This is a genomic window from Ruminococcus sp. (assembly GCF_019423705.1).
GTDB lineage: Bacteria > Bacillota > Clostridia > Oscillospirales > Ruminococcaceae > Hominimerdicola.
Genome location: NZ_JAHZAX010000004.1, coordinates 21,482 through 37,854, shown reverse-complemented (window position 1 = coordinate 37,854; position 16,373 = coordinate 21,482). Strand labels below are relative to the sequence as shown.

17 protein-coding genes are annotated in these 16,373 nt (G+C 45.7%); 6 read left to right on the top strand and 11 right to left on the bottom strand.

The window, feature by feature from the left end:
• Positions 1 to 19 precede the first annotated feature (19 nt).
• Together QZ371_RS04290 and QZ371_RS04285 are read left to right on the top strand one after the other, a co-directional pair.
• Positions 20 to 532 (top strand): hypothetical protein, encoded by a 513-nt coding sequence (locus tag QZ371_RS04290; RefSeq protein ID WP_295209924.1) that lies wholly within the window; start codon positions 20 to 22, stop codon positions 530 to 532.
• Between the two features lie 174 nt (positions 533 to 706).
• Positions 707 to 853 (top strand): hypothetical protein, encoded by a 147-nt coding sequence (locus tag QZ371_RS04285; protein ID WP_288736599.1) that lies wholly within the window; start codon positions 707 to 709, stop codon positions 851 to 853.
• 120 nt (positions 854 to 973) lie between these two features.
• Here the strand turns inward: QZ371_RS04285 and argF are convergent, their stop codons facing one another.
• The 9 genes from argF to QZ371_RS04240 all read right to left on the bottom strand — a co-directional run bounded on the left by argF (position 974) and on the right by QZ371_RS04240 (position 10,657).
• Entirely contained in the window at positions 974 to 1,888 is a 915-nt protein-coding gene (argF, locus tag QZ371_RS04280) for an ornithine carbamoyltransferase (protein ID WP_295209920.1), read from the bottom strand.
• A 78-nt stretch (positions 1,889 to 1,966) separates the two neighbouring features.
• Positions 1,967 to 3,151, bottom strand: a complete 1,185-nt coding sequence (locus tag QZ371_RS04275; RefSeq protein WP_295209918.1) for an aspartate aminotransferase family protein — start codon at positions 3,149 to 3,151, stop codon at positions 1,967 to 1,969.
• Positions 3,152 to 3,192: 41 nt separating this feature from the next.
• Positions 3,193 to 4,050: an acetylglutamate kinase gene (argB, locus tag QZ371_RS04270; protein ID WP_295209916.1), complete on the bottom strand. Its 858-nt coding sequence runs from the start codon at positions 4,048 to 4,050 to the stop codon at positions 3,193 to 3,195.
• Positions 4,051 to 4,262: 212 nt separating this feature from the next.
• Positions 4,263 to 5,537: a bifunctional glutamate N-acetyltransferase/amino-acid acetyltransferase ArgJ gene (argJ, locus tag QZ371_RS04265; protein ID WP_295209914.1), complete on the bottom strand. Its 1,275-nt coding sequence runs from the start codon at positions 5,535 to 5,537 to the stop codon at positions 4,263 to 4,265.
• A 322-nt stretch (positions 5,538 to 5,859) separates the two neighbouring features.
• The gene (gene argC, locus QZ371_RS04260; RefSeq protein ID WP_295210326.1) at positions 5,860 to 6,807 is read right to left on the bottom strand and encodes an N-acetyl-gamma-glutamyl-phosphate reductase; all 948 of its coding nucleotides are present in this window, start codon (positions 6,805 to 6,807) and stop codon (positions 5,860 to 5,862) included.
• A gap of 161 nt (positions 6,808 to 6,968) precedes the next feature.
• Complete coding sequence (locus tag QZ371_RS04255; protein WP_295209912.1) at positions 6,969 to 7,421, bottom strand: hypothetical protein; 453 nt, start codon at positions 7,419 to 7,421, stop codon at positions 6,969 to 6,971.
• Positions 7,402 to 8,775: an argininosuccinate lyase gene (argH, locus tag QZ371_RS04250; protein WP_295209910.1), complete on the bottom strand. Its 1,374-nt coding sequence runs from the start codon at positions 8,773 to 8,775 to the stop codon at positions 7,402 to 7,404. Before argH ends, QZ371_RS04255 begins: the two co-directional genes overlap by 20 nt.
• 169 nt (positions 8,776 to 8,944) lie before the next feature.
• Positions 8,945 to 9,379, bottom strand: a complete 435-nt coding sequence (locus QZ371_RS04245; RefSeq protein WP_295209908.1) for a pentapeptide repeat-containing protein — start codon at positions 9,377 to 9,379, stop codon at positions 8,945 to 8,947.
• Between the two features lie 42 nt (positions 9,380 to 9,421).
• Positions 9,422 to 10,657, bottom strand: a complete 1,236-nt coding sequence (locus QZ371_RS04240) for an argininosuccinate synthase (protein WP_295209906.1) — start codon at positions 10,655 to 10,657, stop codon at positions 9,422 to 9,424.
• A gap of 509 nt (positions 10,658 to 11,166) precedes the next feature.
• Between QZ371_RS04240 and QZ371_RS04235 the strand changes: the two genes are divergently transcribed.
• The 4 genes from QZ371_RS04235 (at position 11,167) to QZ371_RS04220 (ending at position 14,338) form a co-directional block, all read left to right on the top strand.
• Positions 11,167 to 11,706, top strand: a complete 540-nt coding sequence (locus tag QZ371_RS04235) for a flavin reductase (protein ID WP_295209904.1) — start codon at positions 11,167 to 11,169, stop codon at positions 11,704 to 11,706.
• A gap of 26 nt (positions 11,707 to 11,732) precedes the next feature.
• Positions 11,733 to 11,930, top strand: a complete 198-nt coding sequence (locus tag QZ371_RS04230) for a ferredoxin-thioredoxin reductase catalytic domain-containing protein (protein WP_022288146.1) — start codon at positions 11,733 to 11,735, stop codon at positions 11,928 to 11,930.
• Positions 11,900 to 12,271 (top strand): thioredoxin, encoded by a 372-nt coding sequence (trxA, locus tag QZ371_RS04225; protein ID WP_366558690.1) that lies wholly within the window; start codon positions 11,900 to 11,902, stop codon positions 12,269 to 12,271. The genes QZ371_RS04230 and trxA overlap by 31 nt, the downstream gene beginning before the upstream one ends.
• Positions 12,272 to 12,523: 252 nt before the next feature.
• A complete protein-coding gene (locus QZ371_RS04220) occupies positions 12,524 to 14,338 on the top strand; it encodes a beta-L-arabinofuranosidase domain-containing protein (RefSeq protein ID WP_295209896.1) in 1,815 nt (604 codons plus the stop codon).
• 177 nt (positions 14,339 to 14,515) lie between these two features.
• Here the strand turns inward: QZ371_RS04220 and QZ371_RS04215 are convergent, their stop codons facing one another.
• A complete protein-coding gene (locus QZ371_RS04215; RefSeq protein ID WP_295209893.1) occupies positions 14,516 to 15,394 on the bottom strand; it encodes an AraC family transcriptional regulator in 879 nt (292 codons plus the stop codon).
• Positions 15,395 to 15,420: 26 nt separating this feature from the next.
• Positions 15,421 to 16,371 carry a hypothetical protein gene (locus QZ371_RS04210; protein ID WP_295209889.1) on the bottom strand — a complete coding sequence of 317 codons (951 nt, stop codon included), beginning with the start codon at positions 16,369 to 16,371 and terminating at the stop codon, positions 15,421 to 15,423.
• Positions 16,372 to 16,373: the final 2 nt, after the last annotated feature.

The following is a 16,373-nucleotide window of genomic DNA, read 5'->3' as shown; positions in this document are numbered from 1 at the left end:
AAATTTTAAAGGCGAGATTATGTTTTTTTGGAAAGACAAAGAAAAAAATAAACCAACTACAATTGAGCATCCTGTATTAGGAACTTTGATTAAAAAAACAGATTGGTACACAAAGAAGAGCTTTATCATTACATTATGGGATAAAACTTTTGACCTGTATCTATGTATATACTCAAATCAAAAAGATGCTGTAATTTCATATGAACAAGAAGAAGCAATCAGATATTATCTTGATAATCAGATTCAAATCGAACGAGATATTCAAAAAATGTTGTTGAATTTTTTTCACACTTCAGATTGTTCTTTGATTGAAAAGAGTATACAAATTGAAGGATTGAATTTTACAAGGAATGGAGCTATCAGCATTGGTTTAATAGCTGATTTTTCTGATGAGTTTCTTGAAAAACATATTGGAGAAGATGTTATTTTTACAGATTCTTTTGGGATGTCAGTTTATCCGATTAAGGCGGTGCTTCCAAATGAGAAAGTATATTACAACTTCAATAATAAATACGAAGGAGACCAGCTTTAATATGAATGTGTTTGACAGCATAATTACTGGACTTAACGAGGCAGTTGACTACGAAAAAGGTAAAATTTCTGCTAAAAAACAACTCTTAGAATAGAGCCTTTGCCTGATATATCTGCTGAAGATATAAAAGCGATCCGAAAAAAGCTGGGATTTACGCAGGCGGTATTTGCCGCGGTGATCGGAGTTTCGACAAAAACTGTTGAGGCGTGGGAAACAGGTACGAACCAGCCTATCGGTCCTGCACGCAGAATGATCTCACTCATTCAGTTTGACCCAGAAATTCTGCAAAGCTACCATATCGTAAATGAAAATGTTATTTAACTATGACCGCAGTTCTTTGAGGACTGCGGATCTTTTTATCCCGTCACATCAAAGACCTTTTTGATGTGTTCAACACAAAAAAGCCGCCCACCAGCGTGGACGGCTTTTGTCATATGCGAATTATTCCTGCGGACCCATTACCTTGACCATAACGGCTTTCTGTGCATGAAGTCTGTTTTCTGCTTCCTCGAAGATCTCGTTTGCGTGAGCCTCGAACACCTTCTCTGTGATCTCTTCCTCACGGTGAGCCGGCAGACAATGCTGAACCATTGCGTCTGGCTTTGCAACTGCCATAATATCGTCGTTGATCTGATATCCCTTGAATGCGATCTTTCTCTTCTCGGTCTCAGCTTCCTCGCCCATTGAAGTCCAAACGTCTGTGAAGAGCACGTCTGCATCCTTAGCAGCTTCCAGCGGAACGTCTGTCATAGAAAACTTGTCGCCATAGCCCTTGGCAAATTCAAGCACCTCAGCGGCAGGCTGATAATCCTTAGGGCAAGCGATGGAAACTTCCATTCCCACCTTGAGGCCGCCCACGATAAGAGAATTTGCCATATTGTTTCCGTCGCCGATATAGCACATCTTGAGACCATCGAAACGACCCTTGAACTCTCTGATAGTCATAAGGTCAGCAAGCACCTGACAAGGGTGGCAGAAGTCTGTCAGACCGTTTATTATCGGGATAGAACCGTACTTTGCAAGATCCTCAACTTCCTTCTGCTCGAAAGTACGGATCATAATGCCGTCGAGATAACGTGAAAGAACACGGGCTGTGTCCTGTACAGGCTCGCCTCTGCCGATCTGAAGATCACGGTTTGAAAGGAACAAAGCCTGTCCGCCGAGCTGGTACATACCTGTCTCGAATGAAACTCTTGTACGGGTCGAGGACTTCTGGAATATCATACCCAAAGTCTTGCCCTTGAGAACGTGGTGCTCAATGCCGTTCTTGTTCTCATACTTGAGCTGGTCTGCAAGATTAAGAATGTCGAGAATTTCCTCCTTGGAAAGGTCGAGCATTTTAAGTAAATGTTTCATAATATTTCCTCCGTAATTTGATTTTTATTTGGTATTGCGTATCAAACGGGCGAACACTGTTCGCACCTACACACTTTGTTATTTCTCGTCAAGAACTTTTTTCAGAATAGCAAGTCCCTTATCTATCTGCTCATATGAGATATTCAGCGGTGGCAAAAATCTCAGCTTGTCCTTTGCTGTGAGGATAAGAAGTCCGTTCTCAAAGCACTTTGTCAGCACGTCTGCGGCTTTCTTTGTTTTGAGCCTTACGCCAAGCATAAGTCCAAGGCCGTCAACGCCCTCGACCTCGTCGATCTCTGATAGCTTGTTTCTGAAATACTCGCCCTTCTTTGTGACTTCCTCAAGAAACTCAGGCTTTGTCACCTTGTCAAGAACTGCGTTTCCGCCTGCGCAGGAAATAGGATTTCCGCCGAATGTTGAGCCGTGTGTGCCCTTGCCGAGAACGTTGCTGCACTTTTCGTCAGCAAGGCAAACGCCGATAGGAATACCGCCTGCAAGACCCTTTGCAAGTGTTGTGATGTTAGGCTTAACATTGAAAATCTGCGAAGTCAAAAGCTTGCCCGTTCTGCCTGCGCCTGTCTGAACTTCGTCGGCGATAGTGAGGATATCCCTCTTTGCGCACTCAAGCATAATGGTGTTTACAAAGCTCTGCTGAAGTGGGATAACGCCGCCCTCGCCCTGAACGAACTCGAACATTACTGCGCAGACCTTGTTGTCAAGGGTGTTGAGCTTGTCCATAAAGTCGTCGACGTCGTTTGCGATAACGTTGACGAAGCCGCCCACGAAGGGGAAGAAGTAGTTATGGAAAACGTCCTGTCCTGTGGCAGAAAGGGTCGCCAAAGTTCTGCCGTGGAAGCTGTTCACAAGGGTGATGATGATATTTCTCTCGGCGTCCTTTCCGTATTTGTCAAAGCTGTATTTTCTTGCAAGCTTGATAGCGCATTCGTTAGCCTCTGCGCCGGAGTTGCCGAAAAACATCTTGTCATAGCCTGTTGCTTCGCAAAGTCTCTTTGCAAAGTCGGCCTGAACCTTTGTGTAGTAATAATTCGAGGTATGCTGTATCTTGTGCGCCTGATCGCAGATAGCCTTTACCCAATCGTCATCGCAATAGCCAAGGCTGTTTGTGCCGATACCGGAACCGAAGTCGATATACTCTTTTCCGTCCTCGTCAACAGCCGTCTGACCGTGGCCGCTTTCCATTACAAGACCGAGCCTGCCATAAGTCTGCATAACGTGTTCGTTGAACTGTTCTATGGTGTTCATTTTTATCACTCTTTCAATATGTAAATGTAAATATAATTATATCAAATAAACTGCGTACCGATACCCTCGTTTGAGAGCAGCTCGATAAGTATCGAGTGCGGTACTCTGCCGTCGATGATAGTGGTCTTTTTAACGCCACGTCTTACGGCCTCTACGCAGCAGTCGATCTTTGGTATCATTCCGCCGCTTATGATGCCCTTCTTTTTAAGATATGGCACATCGCTGACATTGACCTGCGGGATAAGGGTGGAATCGTCCTCTTTGTCCTCGAGAAGTCCAACGATATCTGTCATAAGGATAAGCTTTTCAGCTCTCAGGCAGGAAGCTATCCTTGCTGCAGCGGTATCGGCGTTGATGTTATAAGACTGGCCGTCCTCGCCGACGCCGACAGTTGAGATTATCGGCACATAGCCGCCGTTCAAAGCGTCGATGATAGGCTTTGTCGTTACTTTCTTGATATCGCCCACAAAGCCGAGATCGACTTCGCTTTCAAGCTTCTGCGCAAGTATCATCTGACCGTCGCAGCCGCAAAGGCCAAGCGCCTTTCCGCCGTGGAGCTGCAATGCGCAAACAAGCTCTTTATTGACCTTGCCGCAAAGCACCATTTTTACGATATCGATAGTTTCAGCGTCGGTATATCTAAGGCCGTTTATAAACTTGCTTTCAACGCCAACTCTCTTGAGCATTGCGTTTATCTCCGGACCGCCGCCGTGGACTAGCACGACCTTTATGCCGACCTCGCTGAGCAGCACGATATCGCTCATAACAGCTTCCTTCAGCTCAGCGTTTGTCATAGCGTTTCCGCCGTATTTTACAACGACTATCTTGTCGTGATATTTCTGAATATGCGGCAGAGCGTCGATAAGTATCTGACTTCTGATCTTATTGCTTATATCCATATCTCATTCTTCTTTCCTTAATATGTAATACTGTATCAGCTTATTGAAAAGGCACAAAACAGATGTGACGTCGAGGACGCCGTCCAAGGGGACGTAAATACGTTGTTTTTTGTAAGGGCGAAAAATTGTTATTCGACTAAGCTCATAACAATTTGCGGTCGCCCGTTGATTTGCTGCTTTTTCGATAGACTGTAAGCTGCTTTTTCAGCAATTTAGCTTCTATAATCGCCGTTTATCTTGACATAATCGTAAGTAAGGTCGCAGCCCCAAGCGGTGGCTGTGCCCTCGCCGTCGCCGATCGAAACGCTGATCGTTATCTCGTCCTCGAGGAGCACTTGTTTAGCGATCTCTTCCGAGAAGTCTATTCCAGCGCCGTTGTGGCAGACGTGAATTTCTCCTGCCTTTGATGACAGCGAAACGTCAACTTTGTTGATATCGAAATCGGCTTCGGCATAGCCAACAGCGCAAAGGATACGTCCCCAGTTTGCGTCTGCGCCGAACATTGCGCACTTGAACAGCGGCGAACAAATCACGCTCTTCGCAACGATTATAGCCGTGTCGAGGTCTTTTGCGCCTGTAACTGTGCACTCGAGGAGCTTTAAAGCGCCCTCGCCGTCCTTGGCGAGCATTTTTGTAATGTTCATCATAACGATATAAAGGGCTTTCTTGAAAGTTTCATAGCTTTCGCCCTCGGCTGTTATCTCGGCGTTTCCAGCAAGTCCGTTAGCCATAACGGCGCAAGTATCGTTCGTTGACTGGTCGCCGTCGACTGAGAGGCAATTGTATGTTATCTTCACGATATCTGTGAGCGCTTTTTTGAGCATTTTGGGTGAAACAGCACAGTCGGTGGTGATAACGTTGAGGGTCGTTGCCATATTCGGGTGTATCATACCGCTGCCCTTGCCCATTCCGCCGATGTGGCAGGTCTTGCCGTCGAGGGTAAATTCAACAGCGACTTCCTTTTTGACTGTATCGGTGGTCATAATAGCGATAGCGGCCTTTTCATTTCCGTCATAGGAAAGTCCCTCGTAAAGCTCGTCCATTTTGGCTTTGATAGGCTCCATCGGGAGTATCTGACCGATAACGCCTGTTTGAGCGATGAGGATCTCCTCGGGTTTAACGCCCATTTTCTCGGCGGTCATTTGGCACATTTTATAAGCTTTTTCCTCGCCGTCGGCGTTGCAGGTATTGGCGTTTTTGGAATTAAGGATAAAGCCCTTAGCTTTTCCGCCTGTTTTCGCAAGGTTCTTCTGCGAAACTGTAACAGGGGCGCCCTTGACTTTATTCTGCGTAAACACACCGGCTGCGGAACACATAACGTCCGATTCCACGAGGCAGAGGTCGGGCTTTTTAGTTTCGCTTTCCTTTATTCCGCAATAAAGTCCGTTAGCTTTAAAGCCTTTAGCGGCACACACGCCGCCCTCGATATATGTATAGCCGTCAAAATTCTTTTTAGATATTTCTTTCTTTGGATTCGTTGCTGTCATAGCTATCTCTCCTTACCAATTTACAAGCTTACCAAATTTACAGGAAGCTTTTATACTATAACATATTTATGTTCAAGCGCTGAGATAAATTTAAGCAGGTCGTCAAATTCCAGCGCAACAGTAGCTTCATTTGTACAGGGGTGGACAAGGAATTGTGGGGGCTCTGCCCCCTTGTGGGTTGCTGTTGCTACCGCTTTCTTTTTGCCCCCGCTGGGGCTGCTCGCCAATTTCATTCGAGCCTTGTCGAGAATGAAATTTTCCCTCGGCAGGGCTAACGCCACCCTGCACCGGCGACTTTTTGTATCTTACACGTTTGCTGGTTTTATTCTAATCCTGTTGCTTCGTCGATCCCCAACATTATATTCATATTCTGTATTGCTGCGCCGCTTGCGCCTTTTCCAAGGTTATCAAATCTCGACATCAACAATATTTGCTCTTCATTTCCGCACACGAATATCTGCATATTATTCGTACCTGCCAATGTATTCGCTGCGATAAATCCGTCCGCCAACGTTTCCGTTCCGCCAAGTTCCATTACTTTCACAAAATGCTGTCCAACATAATGCTCCGACATTATCTCGTGTATATCCGCAGGCGTATACTTCTTCGTCAGACACCTCGACACCAGCGGCACGGACACTACCATGCCATTATAATAGTCGTCCACGATTGGATTGAACATCGGCTTATATTTCAGTCCGCATATCTTCTGCATTTCGGGGATATGCTTATGCTTTTGCGCCAGCGCATACTGACGTGGCGAGAACATTTCCTTTGTTTTATTTTCGCTTTCCATTGCTGCGATCATTTTCTTTCCGCCGCCGCTATATCCCGAAACTGCGTGGCTCGTTACAGGGTAATCCTCAGGCAGCACGCCTGCTTTCACCAGCGGATACACAAGGCTTATAAAGCCGCTTGCATAGCAGCCGGGGTTTGCAACTCTTTTTGAATTGCGGATATTTTCTCTATGCTTTTCCGAAAGCTCAGGGAAGCCATAGTCCCAAGCGGGGTCGGTTCTATGAGCTGTTGAGGCGTCGATTATTCTAACGTCGGGGTTTGTACAGAGGTTCGCCGCCTCGATAGCTGCGGCGTCGGGCAGACAAAGGAAAGTGATATCAGATGAATTTATCATCTTTGCACGTTCATTCACGTCCTTGCGCTTGTCCTCGTCGATAGCAATGATCTCGACGTCGTTTCTGTTCTGAAAACGCTCATATATCTGAAGGCCTGTTGTTCCTTCTTTTCCGTCAATAAAAACTCTTGTTTTCATCTTTTTCATATCCTTCTATAAAACTTATAATATTATAATAATTTATAATGTAAATAAAGTTGTCACCAAGTTCGGTGTCAACGGGCGACCTCAGGTCGCTCCTACAACCAGCCTACACATACCATTTGTTTGCCAGTTCTTTCGATATTCACATACTTGGTTTAGTCGTCCAAAATATTCTTATACTGAGGCTCTTCACGTCTTTTCTGACGTTTTTTCTCTTCCTTTGCGGCGTTTATTGCGTCCTTATCCGCAAAGCAATTTCCTATCCCTGCGGCAAAGCCTGCTGTCAGAACAGTCAGCACGATAAAGTTCGGCACGACTGATCTTGCCTCGGTGACAAATATATATTCCGCCACCGCCACCGCTATCATCACGGGGGCGACGTACCATTTCAAGCCGAATTTCTTTGCGTGGCGATAGCAAGCCCACCAAGTATAAACGGGATATCCCACCGTAAAGCCCACCGCAAACAGCGGATAGATTACGAACAGCTTTGCGCTGAAAAGCCACATCAATACTGTTGCCGCTTCCCACAGCGCAATATAAAGCACCGCTGCTTTGACAGGGGAATTATCAATATTTTTCATTGTATCAAAGCTTGTTCTTGACATACTCGATCTGAGCCTTTACCGATTCGGGAGCAGGGCCGCCAGCGGCTTTTCTCTGCATTACGCAGGTCTCAAGGCTGATAGCCTCGTAAACGTCATTATCGAAATTATCTGTAAGCTTCTTGTATTCCTCGATAGGCAGCGTTTCAAGTGTGCAGCCCTTTTCAATGCAAGTATGCACAAGTGTGCCTGTTATCTTATAAGCGTCTCTGAAAGGCATACCCTTCTTAACAAGGTAGTCGGCGCAGTCGGTGGCGTTGATAAAGCCCTTTGCTGCGGCGTTTCTCATATTCTCAGGGATAACTCTCATCGTTGCGAGCATTGGGTCGAAAGTTTTGAGGCAAAGCTTAACTGTGTCGATTGCGTCGAAAATAGCTTCCTTATCTTCCTGCATATCCTTATTATAAGCAAGGGGCAGACCCTTCATCATAACAAGCAGGGTGTTGAGGTCGCCGTAAACTCGGCCCGTCTTGCCTCTGATAAGTTCGGTAACGTCGGGGTTCTTTTTCTGCGGCATAATAGACGAGCCAGTTGCGTAAGCGTCGTCAAGCTCGATGAACTTGAACTCCCAAGAGCACCAAAGGATTATCTCCTCAGAAAATCTTGAAAGGTGCATCATAAGGATAGATATTGCAGAGCAAAGCTCGATGCAGAAATCTCTGTCCGAAACGCCGTCCAAGGAGTTCTGTGTTATCTCGTCAAAGCCCAGCAGGTCGCAAACTCTCTGCCTGTTGATAGGATAAGTTGTTGAAGCCAGCGCACCGCTGCCAAGTGGCATAAAGTTTGTTCTCTTATAGCTGTCCTCAAGTCGGGAGATATCTCTCAGCAGCATATTTGCATAAGCCATAAGGTGGTGAGCAAATGTGATAGGCTGCGCTCTCTGCAGATGAGTATAGCCCGGCATAACAGTTGTAAGATTTTTCTCGGCGATATCGAGGATAGTATGCTCAAGCTTTTTAACAAGCTCGATTATCTCCTTTGTTTCCGCTCTGAGTATCATTCTAACGTCAAGAGCCACCTGATCGTTTCTTGATCTTGCGGTGTGAAGTCTCTTACCTGTGTCGCCAAGTCTCTTTGTGAGCTCCGCCTCAACAAACATATGCACGTCCTCTGCTGTTGGGTCGAACTGGAGCTTGCCGCTGTCGATATCCTCGAGGATACCTTTAAGGCCTTCAACTATCTTCTCGCTTTCGTGCTTATCGACTATCCCGCACTCGCCAAGCATAGTTGCGTGCGCCATCGAACCTTCTATATCGTAGCGGTACATTCTTGCGTCAAAGGAGATAGACGAGTTGAAATCGTTGACCCTTTCGTCGACTTCCTTTGTAAATCTTCCTGCCCACATTTTACCTGCCATTTTAATACCGTCCTTTATGATTATTTTTGGATTTTTGAATTTTGTGCTTTTTATTTTCGGGATAGAGCGCCAAAGTTTCACGATAGCCATTACGCTCTATGCCGAAAATAAAAAAACGTATGGGCAAAATGACCTCGCAAAAGGTCATCCTGCCCCGATACATTTTTATTTAAAGCTCCTTCTCGTGCTGTTCAAGAAGCTTCTGGATATCAACGCCGTTTATTTTAAGTCCGTCGATCTTGCAGTCGTTGATCTCAACGTTTGTAAGGTCGCAATGGATAAACTGCGAATTTTTAAGATCGGGATTCTTAAACTCTACATTATTCATTATAGAGCAGCCAAATCTTGAATTGCTGAGATTAACGCCCAAGAACTTTGAGTTCACCATATAAAGGTCAGCGAAATCGCCGTCCTTCATACTAACGTTATTGAAATGGGTCTCGTCCATATTCACATCATCAAAGAGTGCGTCCTTGAGATTAACGTTTGAGAACTTTGCTCCGCCAAGGTTTACGTCCTCGAAAGAGGAGTTCGGCAGGCTGTCGTATGATATCTCAACTTTTTTATCAATTGCAGGTTCAAAAATGCTGTTGTTATCTGACATATTAAAACCTCCTAATATTCCGATATTTGATACGCTTTAGAATTAGTCCTTCTTAGCGTTTCTCTTCTGCTCGAGCTTAGCTCTGACCTTGATCGGCAGACCGAAGAGGTTGATGAATCCTGCTGAATCAGCCTGATTGTAAACATTGTCCTCATCGAATGTAGCAACTTCCTCATCATAGAGTGTGTATGGTGAAGTTACGCCTGCGTTTATCATATTGCCCTTGTAGAGCTTGAGCTTAACATCGCCTGTAACAGTCTTCTGTGTTTCTGTTACGAATGCGCTCATTGCTTCACGGAGAGGTGTGAACCACTGACCGTTGTAAACAATGTCAGCGAACTTGATGGAAAGATACTGCTTAACTCTTGCAGTTTCCTTATCAAGTGTGATAGTCTCGAGAACTTCGTGAGCCTTGTAAAGGATAGCTCCGCCAGGAGTCTCGTAAACGCCTCTTGACTTCATACCAACAAGTCTGTTCTCAACAAGGTCAGCAAGGCCGATACCGTTTGCGCCGCCAAGTTCATTGAGCTTTGTAACGAGATCCTTGCCGTTCATCTCAACGCCGTCAACTGCTGTTGGGATACCCTTCTCAAAGTGGATAGTTACATAAGTTGGCTTGTCCGGAGCCATAATCGGTGAAACGCCCATTTCAAGGAAGCCCGGCTTTTCATACTGTGGCTCGTTAGCCGGATCCTCAAGGTCAAGACCTTCGTGTGAAAGGTGCCAGAGGTTCTTATCCTTTGAATAGTTTGTTTCTCTGTTTATCTTAAGTGGGATATTGTGTGCTTCTGCATACTCGATCTCCTGCTCTCTTGACTTGAGATCCCAAATTCTCCAAGGAGCGATGATCTCCATATCAGGAGCGAAAGCCTTGATAGCAAGCTCAAATCTTACCTGATCGTTGCCCTTACCTGTGCAGCCGTGGCAGATAGCGTCAGCGCCTTCCTTAATTGCGATCTCAGCGATCCTCTTAGCGATGATAGGACGAGCAAATGATGTACCAAGGAGATACTGATTCTCATAAACAGCGCCAGCCTGTACTGTTGGATATACATAATCCTCGATGAACTCTTCTGTGAGGTCCTCGATATAAAGCTTTGAAGCGCCTGTCTTGATAGCCTTTTCCTCAAGTCCGTCAAGCTCTGTGCCCTGACCAACGTTACCGGAAACAGCGATCACTTCGCAGTTGTTGTAGTTTTCCTTGAGCCAAGGAATGATGATCGAAGTGTCAAGTCCGCCGGAATAAGCGAGGACAACCTTTTTGATTTCTTTTGCCATAACAATTCCTCCATTGTATGTAATAAAGTAAAATGTAAAATTTGTAAACGATGTATCATTTCGATACGGCCGCAAGCCACCGCCTGCGCCATAAGGATATTATACACCTTTATACAGCATTGTCAAGGGCTTTTGCATAAAAATTTTATATTTATACACATTTTCAGCTGTCTTAATGTATATTATTAATTTTATACATTGATTTACGCATAAAATACAATTAATATACACATCGAGCGGCTTTGAAGCATAAACATAGAAAGTATCACGCAAAAGGTTGAGCGCAGCTTTACAAATACTTAAACACATTATACCACAATATCCCGAAAAAAGCAACACACAAAAGCCAGTTTCACGGCATTTTTGTACAACTTTTCACGATTCTTCACGGGGTTGCAATTTGTGTTGAAATGGTATATAATATAGTTATACAATTTTGGTGTACGATCGGTGCGATAATGTGCCGACTAAAATCATAAAGTCATAAAATCAGAAAGGCGGTAAACAATATGAGTAATTTGAACGGTTTCACAGAGGTAGCAGCTGACAAGGTTGACGCTCTCGACTTCAACCCATATAAGAAGATAGGCAAGGAGTGGTTCCTCGTTACGGCAGGCGACAACAGCGGTTGGAACACTATGACAGCTTCTTGGGGCTTTGCAGGCGTTATGTGGGGAAAGAACACATTCACAACTGTTATAAGACCTCAGAGATACACAAAGGAATTTATCGACAAGGCTGAGTATTTCACTATCTCATTCTTTGGCGAGGATATGAAAAAGGCGCTGTCATTCTGCGGTTCACACAGCGGAAGAGACTGCGACAAGGCAAAAGAAACAGGTCTCACTCCTGTATTCATCACAGAGGACGGCGCACAGGTAACGACATTTGAGCAGGCTAAGCTCGTGCTTGTTTGCAAAAAGGCATACGTTCAGGAAATGAAGCCTGAGTGCTTTGTCGGCACAGAGGAAGATGAAAAGTGGTATCCTGACAAGGATTATCATTATCAGTACATCGGTGAGATTGTAAAGGCATTTGTCAAGGAATAATCCACCGCAAAAAAGGGATAATAAAAATGGTACGTTTGAACGATGACAAGGAAATGGTAAAGAGCATAAAAGAGGGGCTGAAGCGCACAGGTGGATACTGTCCTTGCAGGATACAGCGCACAGAGGAAAACAAGTGTATGTGCAAAGAGTTCCGTGAGCAGATCGCCGACCCGAATTTCGAGGGCTTCTGCCATTGTATGCTCTATTACAAAAGCAAAGACTGAAAAGCGATAAGGAGGCTGTAAAAATGGCTGTACAAGTTATAACAAAGGATAATTTTCAAGAAGAAGTAATGAAGTCCGACAAGCCTGTTTTGCTGGATTTCTGGGCTGCTTGGTGCGGCCCTTGCAAAATGCTTTCGCCGCTGGTGGATAAGTATTCGGAAGAGGACGGCTCTGTAAAGGTCGGCAAAGTAAATGTTGATGAGGAGAGCGAGCTTGCAAGCGCATTCAACATCACAAGTATCCCTGCACTTTTCGTTGTGAAGGACGGCAAGATCACTGCTTCAAAGGTGGGCTTTATGCCTGAGGAAGAGCTTAAAGCTTTTGTTCAGTCGGCGAAATAGGACACAAGATGTCGTAACATATCAAATAACAAATAGCGAAGCAAAGCGGGCGACCTTTGGTCGCCCGCTTTTTTGCGCACTCTGTCCCGAAATATCTGATTTGCGTTTTAAAGGCTCAAACGCCTACACTTTGTCCATAAAATATCGGGTTTTGTCCACTTGAAAAAACTCTGCTTTGCTGGTATAATCAGTATAGACGGACTAAATGACAACAACATCACAATAGATAAACAAAAATCGGAGGTATATACTATGCTCAATAAAGTGAACAGACACGATGTCACACTTCTTTCGGGTCTTTTCCGTGAGAGAACTGACTTGAACAGAAATTATCTTTTTGAACTTGATTCCACCTGCCTTTTGCAGAATTTCTATCTTGAAGCAGGTATAATAATGCCTGGTCTTCAAGTGGTGGACGATCCTGCCGGTGCAAAGCTCCATTGGGGCTGGGAAGCGCCTACCTGTCAACTTAGGGGACACTTTCTTGGTCATTGGCTTTCTGCCGCTGCGGCTTACTGCGCTTCAAACGATGATATCGAGCTCAGGGCTAAGCTTGACAAGGTCATAAGCGAGCTTGCACGCTGCCAGCAGCTCAACGGCGGCGAATGGATAGGCTCTATTCCGGAAAAGTATTTCGATATGATCGCAAGAGGTCAGTATGTTTGGTCGCCCCAGTATGTAATGCACAAGACTGTTATGGGTCTTTGCGATGTTTACAAGTTCACGGGCAATGAGCAGGCTCTCGACGTTGTTAGCAAGCTTGCTGACTGGTATGTGCGCTGGACGGACGAAATGCTCAAGCGCAGCCCCGACGCTATCTACAAGGGCGAACAGGGCGGAATGCTGGAAGTTTGGGCTGATCTTTACGGCATAACAAAGGACGAAAAGTATATGAAGCTTGCGGAGCGTTACAGCGGCAACTGCGTTTTCGACACTCTCGACAAGGGCGGCGACGCTCTCACAAACGATCACGCAAACGCCGGTATACCGCTTTCTCACGGCGCTGCAAGAATGTACGAGATAACTGGAGACGAAAAGTGGAAAACACGCACAGAGAGATTTTTCCGCTGCGCAGTTACAGACCGTGGAACATATGCCACAAGCGGCGCAAACTCGGGCGAATTTTGGGTGCCGCCACATCAGCAGGGTCACTTCCTCGGCATATCTAATCAGGAATTTTGCACAGTTTACAACCTTGTGCGCACAGCTGATTATCTCTTCAAGTGGACGGGCGACACAGAATACGCCGACTACATCGAGCGCTGCCTTTACAACGGCTTCCTTGCACAGCAGAACGCTTTCACAGGTATGCCTACATACTTCCTGCCGCTGAAACAAGGATCAAAGAAAAAATGGGGCAGCAAGACACATGATTTTTGGTGCTGCCACGGCACAATGGTACAGGCGCAGACGCTTTATCCCGACCTTATCTACTTCACAAATTCTGACAGCGAGATCATCGTGAGCCAGTATATCCCATCAAAGGCTAAGGTGATTCTCGGCGGAAAGGATATCAACATCGAGCAGACCACGGATATGAAGAATTACAACAGTCAGACATTCTTTGACGAACATTCCGACGGCACGATGTCACGCTGGTCGATGAAGTTCACTATCTCCTGCGAGGAAGGCACAAAGTTCGCTCTCAAGCTCCGTCTGCCTAAGTGGGTAAGCGGCGAGCCAGAAGTAACTCTCAACGGCGAGGCTGTCAGCGCAAATGTATCGGACGGCTATATCACGATAGAAAAGGCTTGGGGCAGCGACGTAATCAGACTGTTCTTCCCGTCAGAGATAAGAATGGAGCGCCTTGACGATATGCCAAACCTTGCCGCCGCTGTTGACGGACCTATCGTTTTGGCAGGCATTACAAGCTGCGACTGCGGGCTTCACGGCGATTACGCAAAGCCGACAGACATTTTCGAGCCGCAGATCGAGCACACCTACTCAACATTCCCTTGGAAGCAGAACGAATACATCACAAAGGGTCAGCAATACAACATCACATTCAAGCCGCTTTATGATGTAAATGATGAGGAATATACGATTTATTTCTCCGAAAAGAAATAGTATTTTATCAAAACTTTAGCTAACAATATTGTGAAGATCTACGAATAACATAAAAGCGATACCACACAAAGTTTTGTGGTATCGCTTTTATTTTGCTCGGTGAAATTCCACGCCATTGTTCGAGTAAAACGGGCGAACGCTGTTCGCCCCTACGGCAGAAAAGCACGCATTTGCGAGTTATTTGCTATTGATATTGCGTTTTCGGAACGCTTCTTTATATTGGAGAGGCGTTACGCCTTCCAGTTTGCGGAACATTCGCATAAAGTATTTTTCGTCTGAAAAACCGCTTGAATACGCCGTTTCCTTTACGCTTATGCCCTCTGTTTCAAGCAGCCTTTTGGCAACGTCTATCCTTGTGCGGTTGAGGTACTGGATAAGGGTCAGGCCTGTTTCCTTTTTGAAAAGCAGGGAAAGATACTCGGCGTTATAATGAAAGCGCTCTGCGATGGTTTCAGCCGTCAGCTTTTTTTGACAGTTTGATCGCAGCCACTCGCATATGTTATAGACCCTTGCAGGGACTTCTTTAGCGTTGCGCTGCTCGTCCAAGGTCTGCTGGGTAAGCTCCATTAGGAGCATTGAAAGTGCGCAGGTGAGAAAATTCTCGCTGTAAAGTCCGCCGTGTCGCTGCAAGTCAAGAAGCTGTCGAAAGAGTATGCTCACCCTTTGCGGATCGGGCGCTTTGCCCACCTCTGGGATAAGATATGCGAAACCGTCTTGTGGGATATTGCGGTCACGGAGCTTTTGTCCCTCAAAATGCGCCCACATATAGGTTAGCGCACCTTGTGAAGCCTTTGTTCCGAAATGATCGCAGCCTGCTTCAAGGAGAATGTATTCTCCGCTTGTGACGGCATATTCTCTGCCGCCCTTTGTGATGAAAAGCTCCCCCTCCTGCACTAAGATAAACACATCGCAATTAAGGGTTCGGCGGACGTGGACAAAGCCGCCCTCGTTCACAAGACAGCCGCAGGTATAAAACCTTAGTCCGCCCTTTTCGCCGCAGCTTTCAGAATAAATGTTGTATAAGTTTGTATTTGTGTTTGTATTATTCTCCACCATTGCTTTTCACCTCCTGTTTGGTATTCTTAATTATCGTCCTTGAAGATAGTCATTGCAAGGATAGTCATAATTATAAACCCTGCGGCGACCTCGAATGGGAAGCGCACAAGGGCGTTTTGCGGAATTATAAAAGGCAGGGTCGCTATTGCTCCGCAGGGTGGGAAATAGAGTTTCAGCTTTGCGACGAGAAGTATTATCCCAAGCACAGACACCGCCGCCGCTGCAAATAGGGGCAGGCCTGCGATCTCGGCGATAAAACGCCTTGACAACACGCCGATAACTGCCGCAGATATTATCAGCAAAACGGCTTGGGGCGCACGTTTGCGCAGCTTTGGCCTTGGCGAACTCATTTCCACAAAGCCCACCATTAGGGGCGGCGCAATAAAAAATATCTCGTGAAAATATGCCGGCAATATTGAGATTATGCTCAGCACGGCTATCTGTTTTAAGCGCAGGATAAGCAAATTTTTGTTAGGCGCAACAGGGTGAAAATCGTATTTTTCACGGAAGTCTAGCTTTTCCAAAAACGCTTGTGAAATTAATATAAGCCCTGTCATAACTATGACGGAAAGGACGTAAACAAGGCTTTTTGTGCTCATCAGTATAGGCAAAATGCAGGCGGATATTGCTGGGACGAAGCCTGTTTTTGATATTGTGATGATACAAACCGATATCACCAGCCCTGCGATAATTTTCACAATTAAAGGCAATGGCAGCCGCACTATCAAAACGCCAAACAGCGCCGAGGATGTTATCGCCGCAAGAAGCCGCAGCCGTGAAGTGTTCCAAGACTGAACAGGGGCGACCAATGCGCCTATGGCAATGGCGGTTATCTCGGGGAAGATTATTTCCTTTTCGCCAAAAAGCTCCGCACCGCCCACCATTATCGCCGCCAACAGGACGGACAATATTATCGGAATGAGCCTTTTTATTTTTGTGTTCTGTTCAAATTCAAATTCTAATTTTGTATTATTCATAC

Coding starts and splice junctions, on each gene's coding strand:
- QZ371_RS04290 (WP_295209924.1), top strand. CDS start 20: ATGTTTTTTTGGAAAGACAAAGAAAAAAATAAACCAACTACAATTGAG.
- argF (WP_295209920.1), bottom strand. CDS start 1,888: ATGAAACATTTACTTAAAATGCTCGACCTTTCCAAGGAGGAAATTCTC.
- QZ371_RS04275 (WP_295209918.1), bottom strand. CDS start 3,151: ATGAACACCATAGAACAGTTCAACGAACACGTTATGCAGACTTATGGC.
- argB (WP_295209916.1), bottom strand. CDS start 4,050: ATGGATATAAGCAATAAGATCAGAAGTCAGATACTTATCGACGCTCTG.
- argJ (WP_295209914.1), bottom strand. CDS start 5,537: ATGACAGCAACGAATCCAAAGAAAGAAATATCTAAAAAGAATTTTGAC.
- argC (WP_295210326.1), bottom strand. CDS start 6,807: ATGAAAACAAGAGTTTTTATTGACGGAAAAGAAGGAACAACAGGCCTT.
- QZ371_RS04255 (WP_295209912.1), bottom strand. CDS start 7,421: ATGTCAAGAACAAGCTTTGATACAATGAAAAATATTGATAATTCCCCT.
- argH (WP_295209910.1), bottom strand. CDS start 8,775: ATGGCAGGTAAAATGTGGGCAGGAAGATTTACAAAGGAAGTCGACGAA.
- QZ371_RS04245 (WP_295209908.1), bottom strand. CDS start 9,379: ATGTCAGATAACAACAGCATTTTTGAACCTGCAATTGATAAAAAAGTT.
- QZ371_RS04240 (WP_295209906.1), bottom strand. CDS start 10,657: ATGGCAAAAGAAATCAAAAAGGTTGTCCTCGCTTATTCCGGCGGACTT.
- QZ371_RS04235 (WP_295209904.1), top strand. CDS start 11,167: ATGAGTAATTTGAACGGTTTCACAGAGGTAGCAGCTGACAAGGTTGAC.
- QZ371_RS04230 (WP_022288146.1), top strand. CDS start 11,733: ATGGTACGTTTGAACGATGACAAGGAAATGGTAAAGAGCATAAAAGAG.
- QZ371_RS04220 (WP_295209896.1), top strand. CDS start 12,524: ATGCTCAATAAAGTGAACAGACACGATGTCACACTTCTTTCGGGTCTT.
- QZ371_RS04215 (WP_295209893.1), bottom strand. CDS start 15,394: ATGGTGGAGAATAATACAAACACAAATACAAACTTATACAACATTTAT.
- QZ371_RS04210 (WP_295209889.1), bottom strand. CDS start 16,371: ATGAATAATACAAAATTAGAATTTGAATTTGAACAGAACACAAAAATA.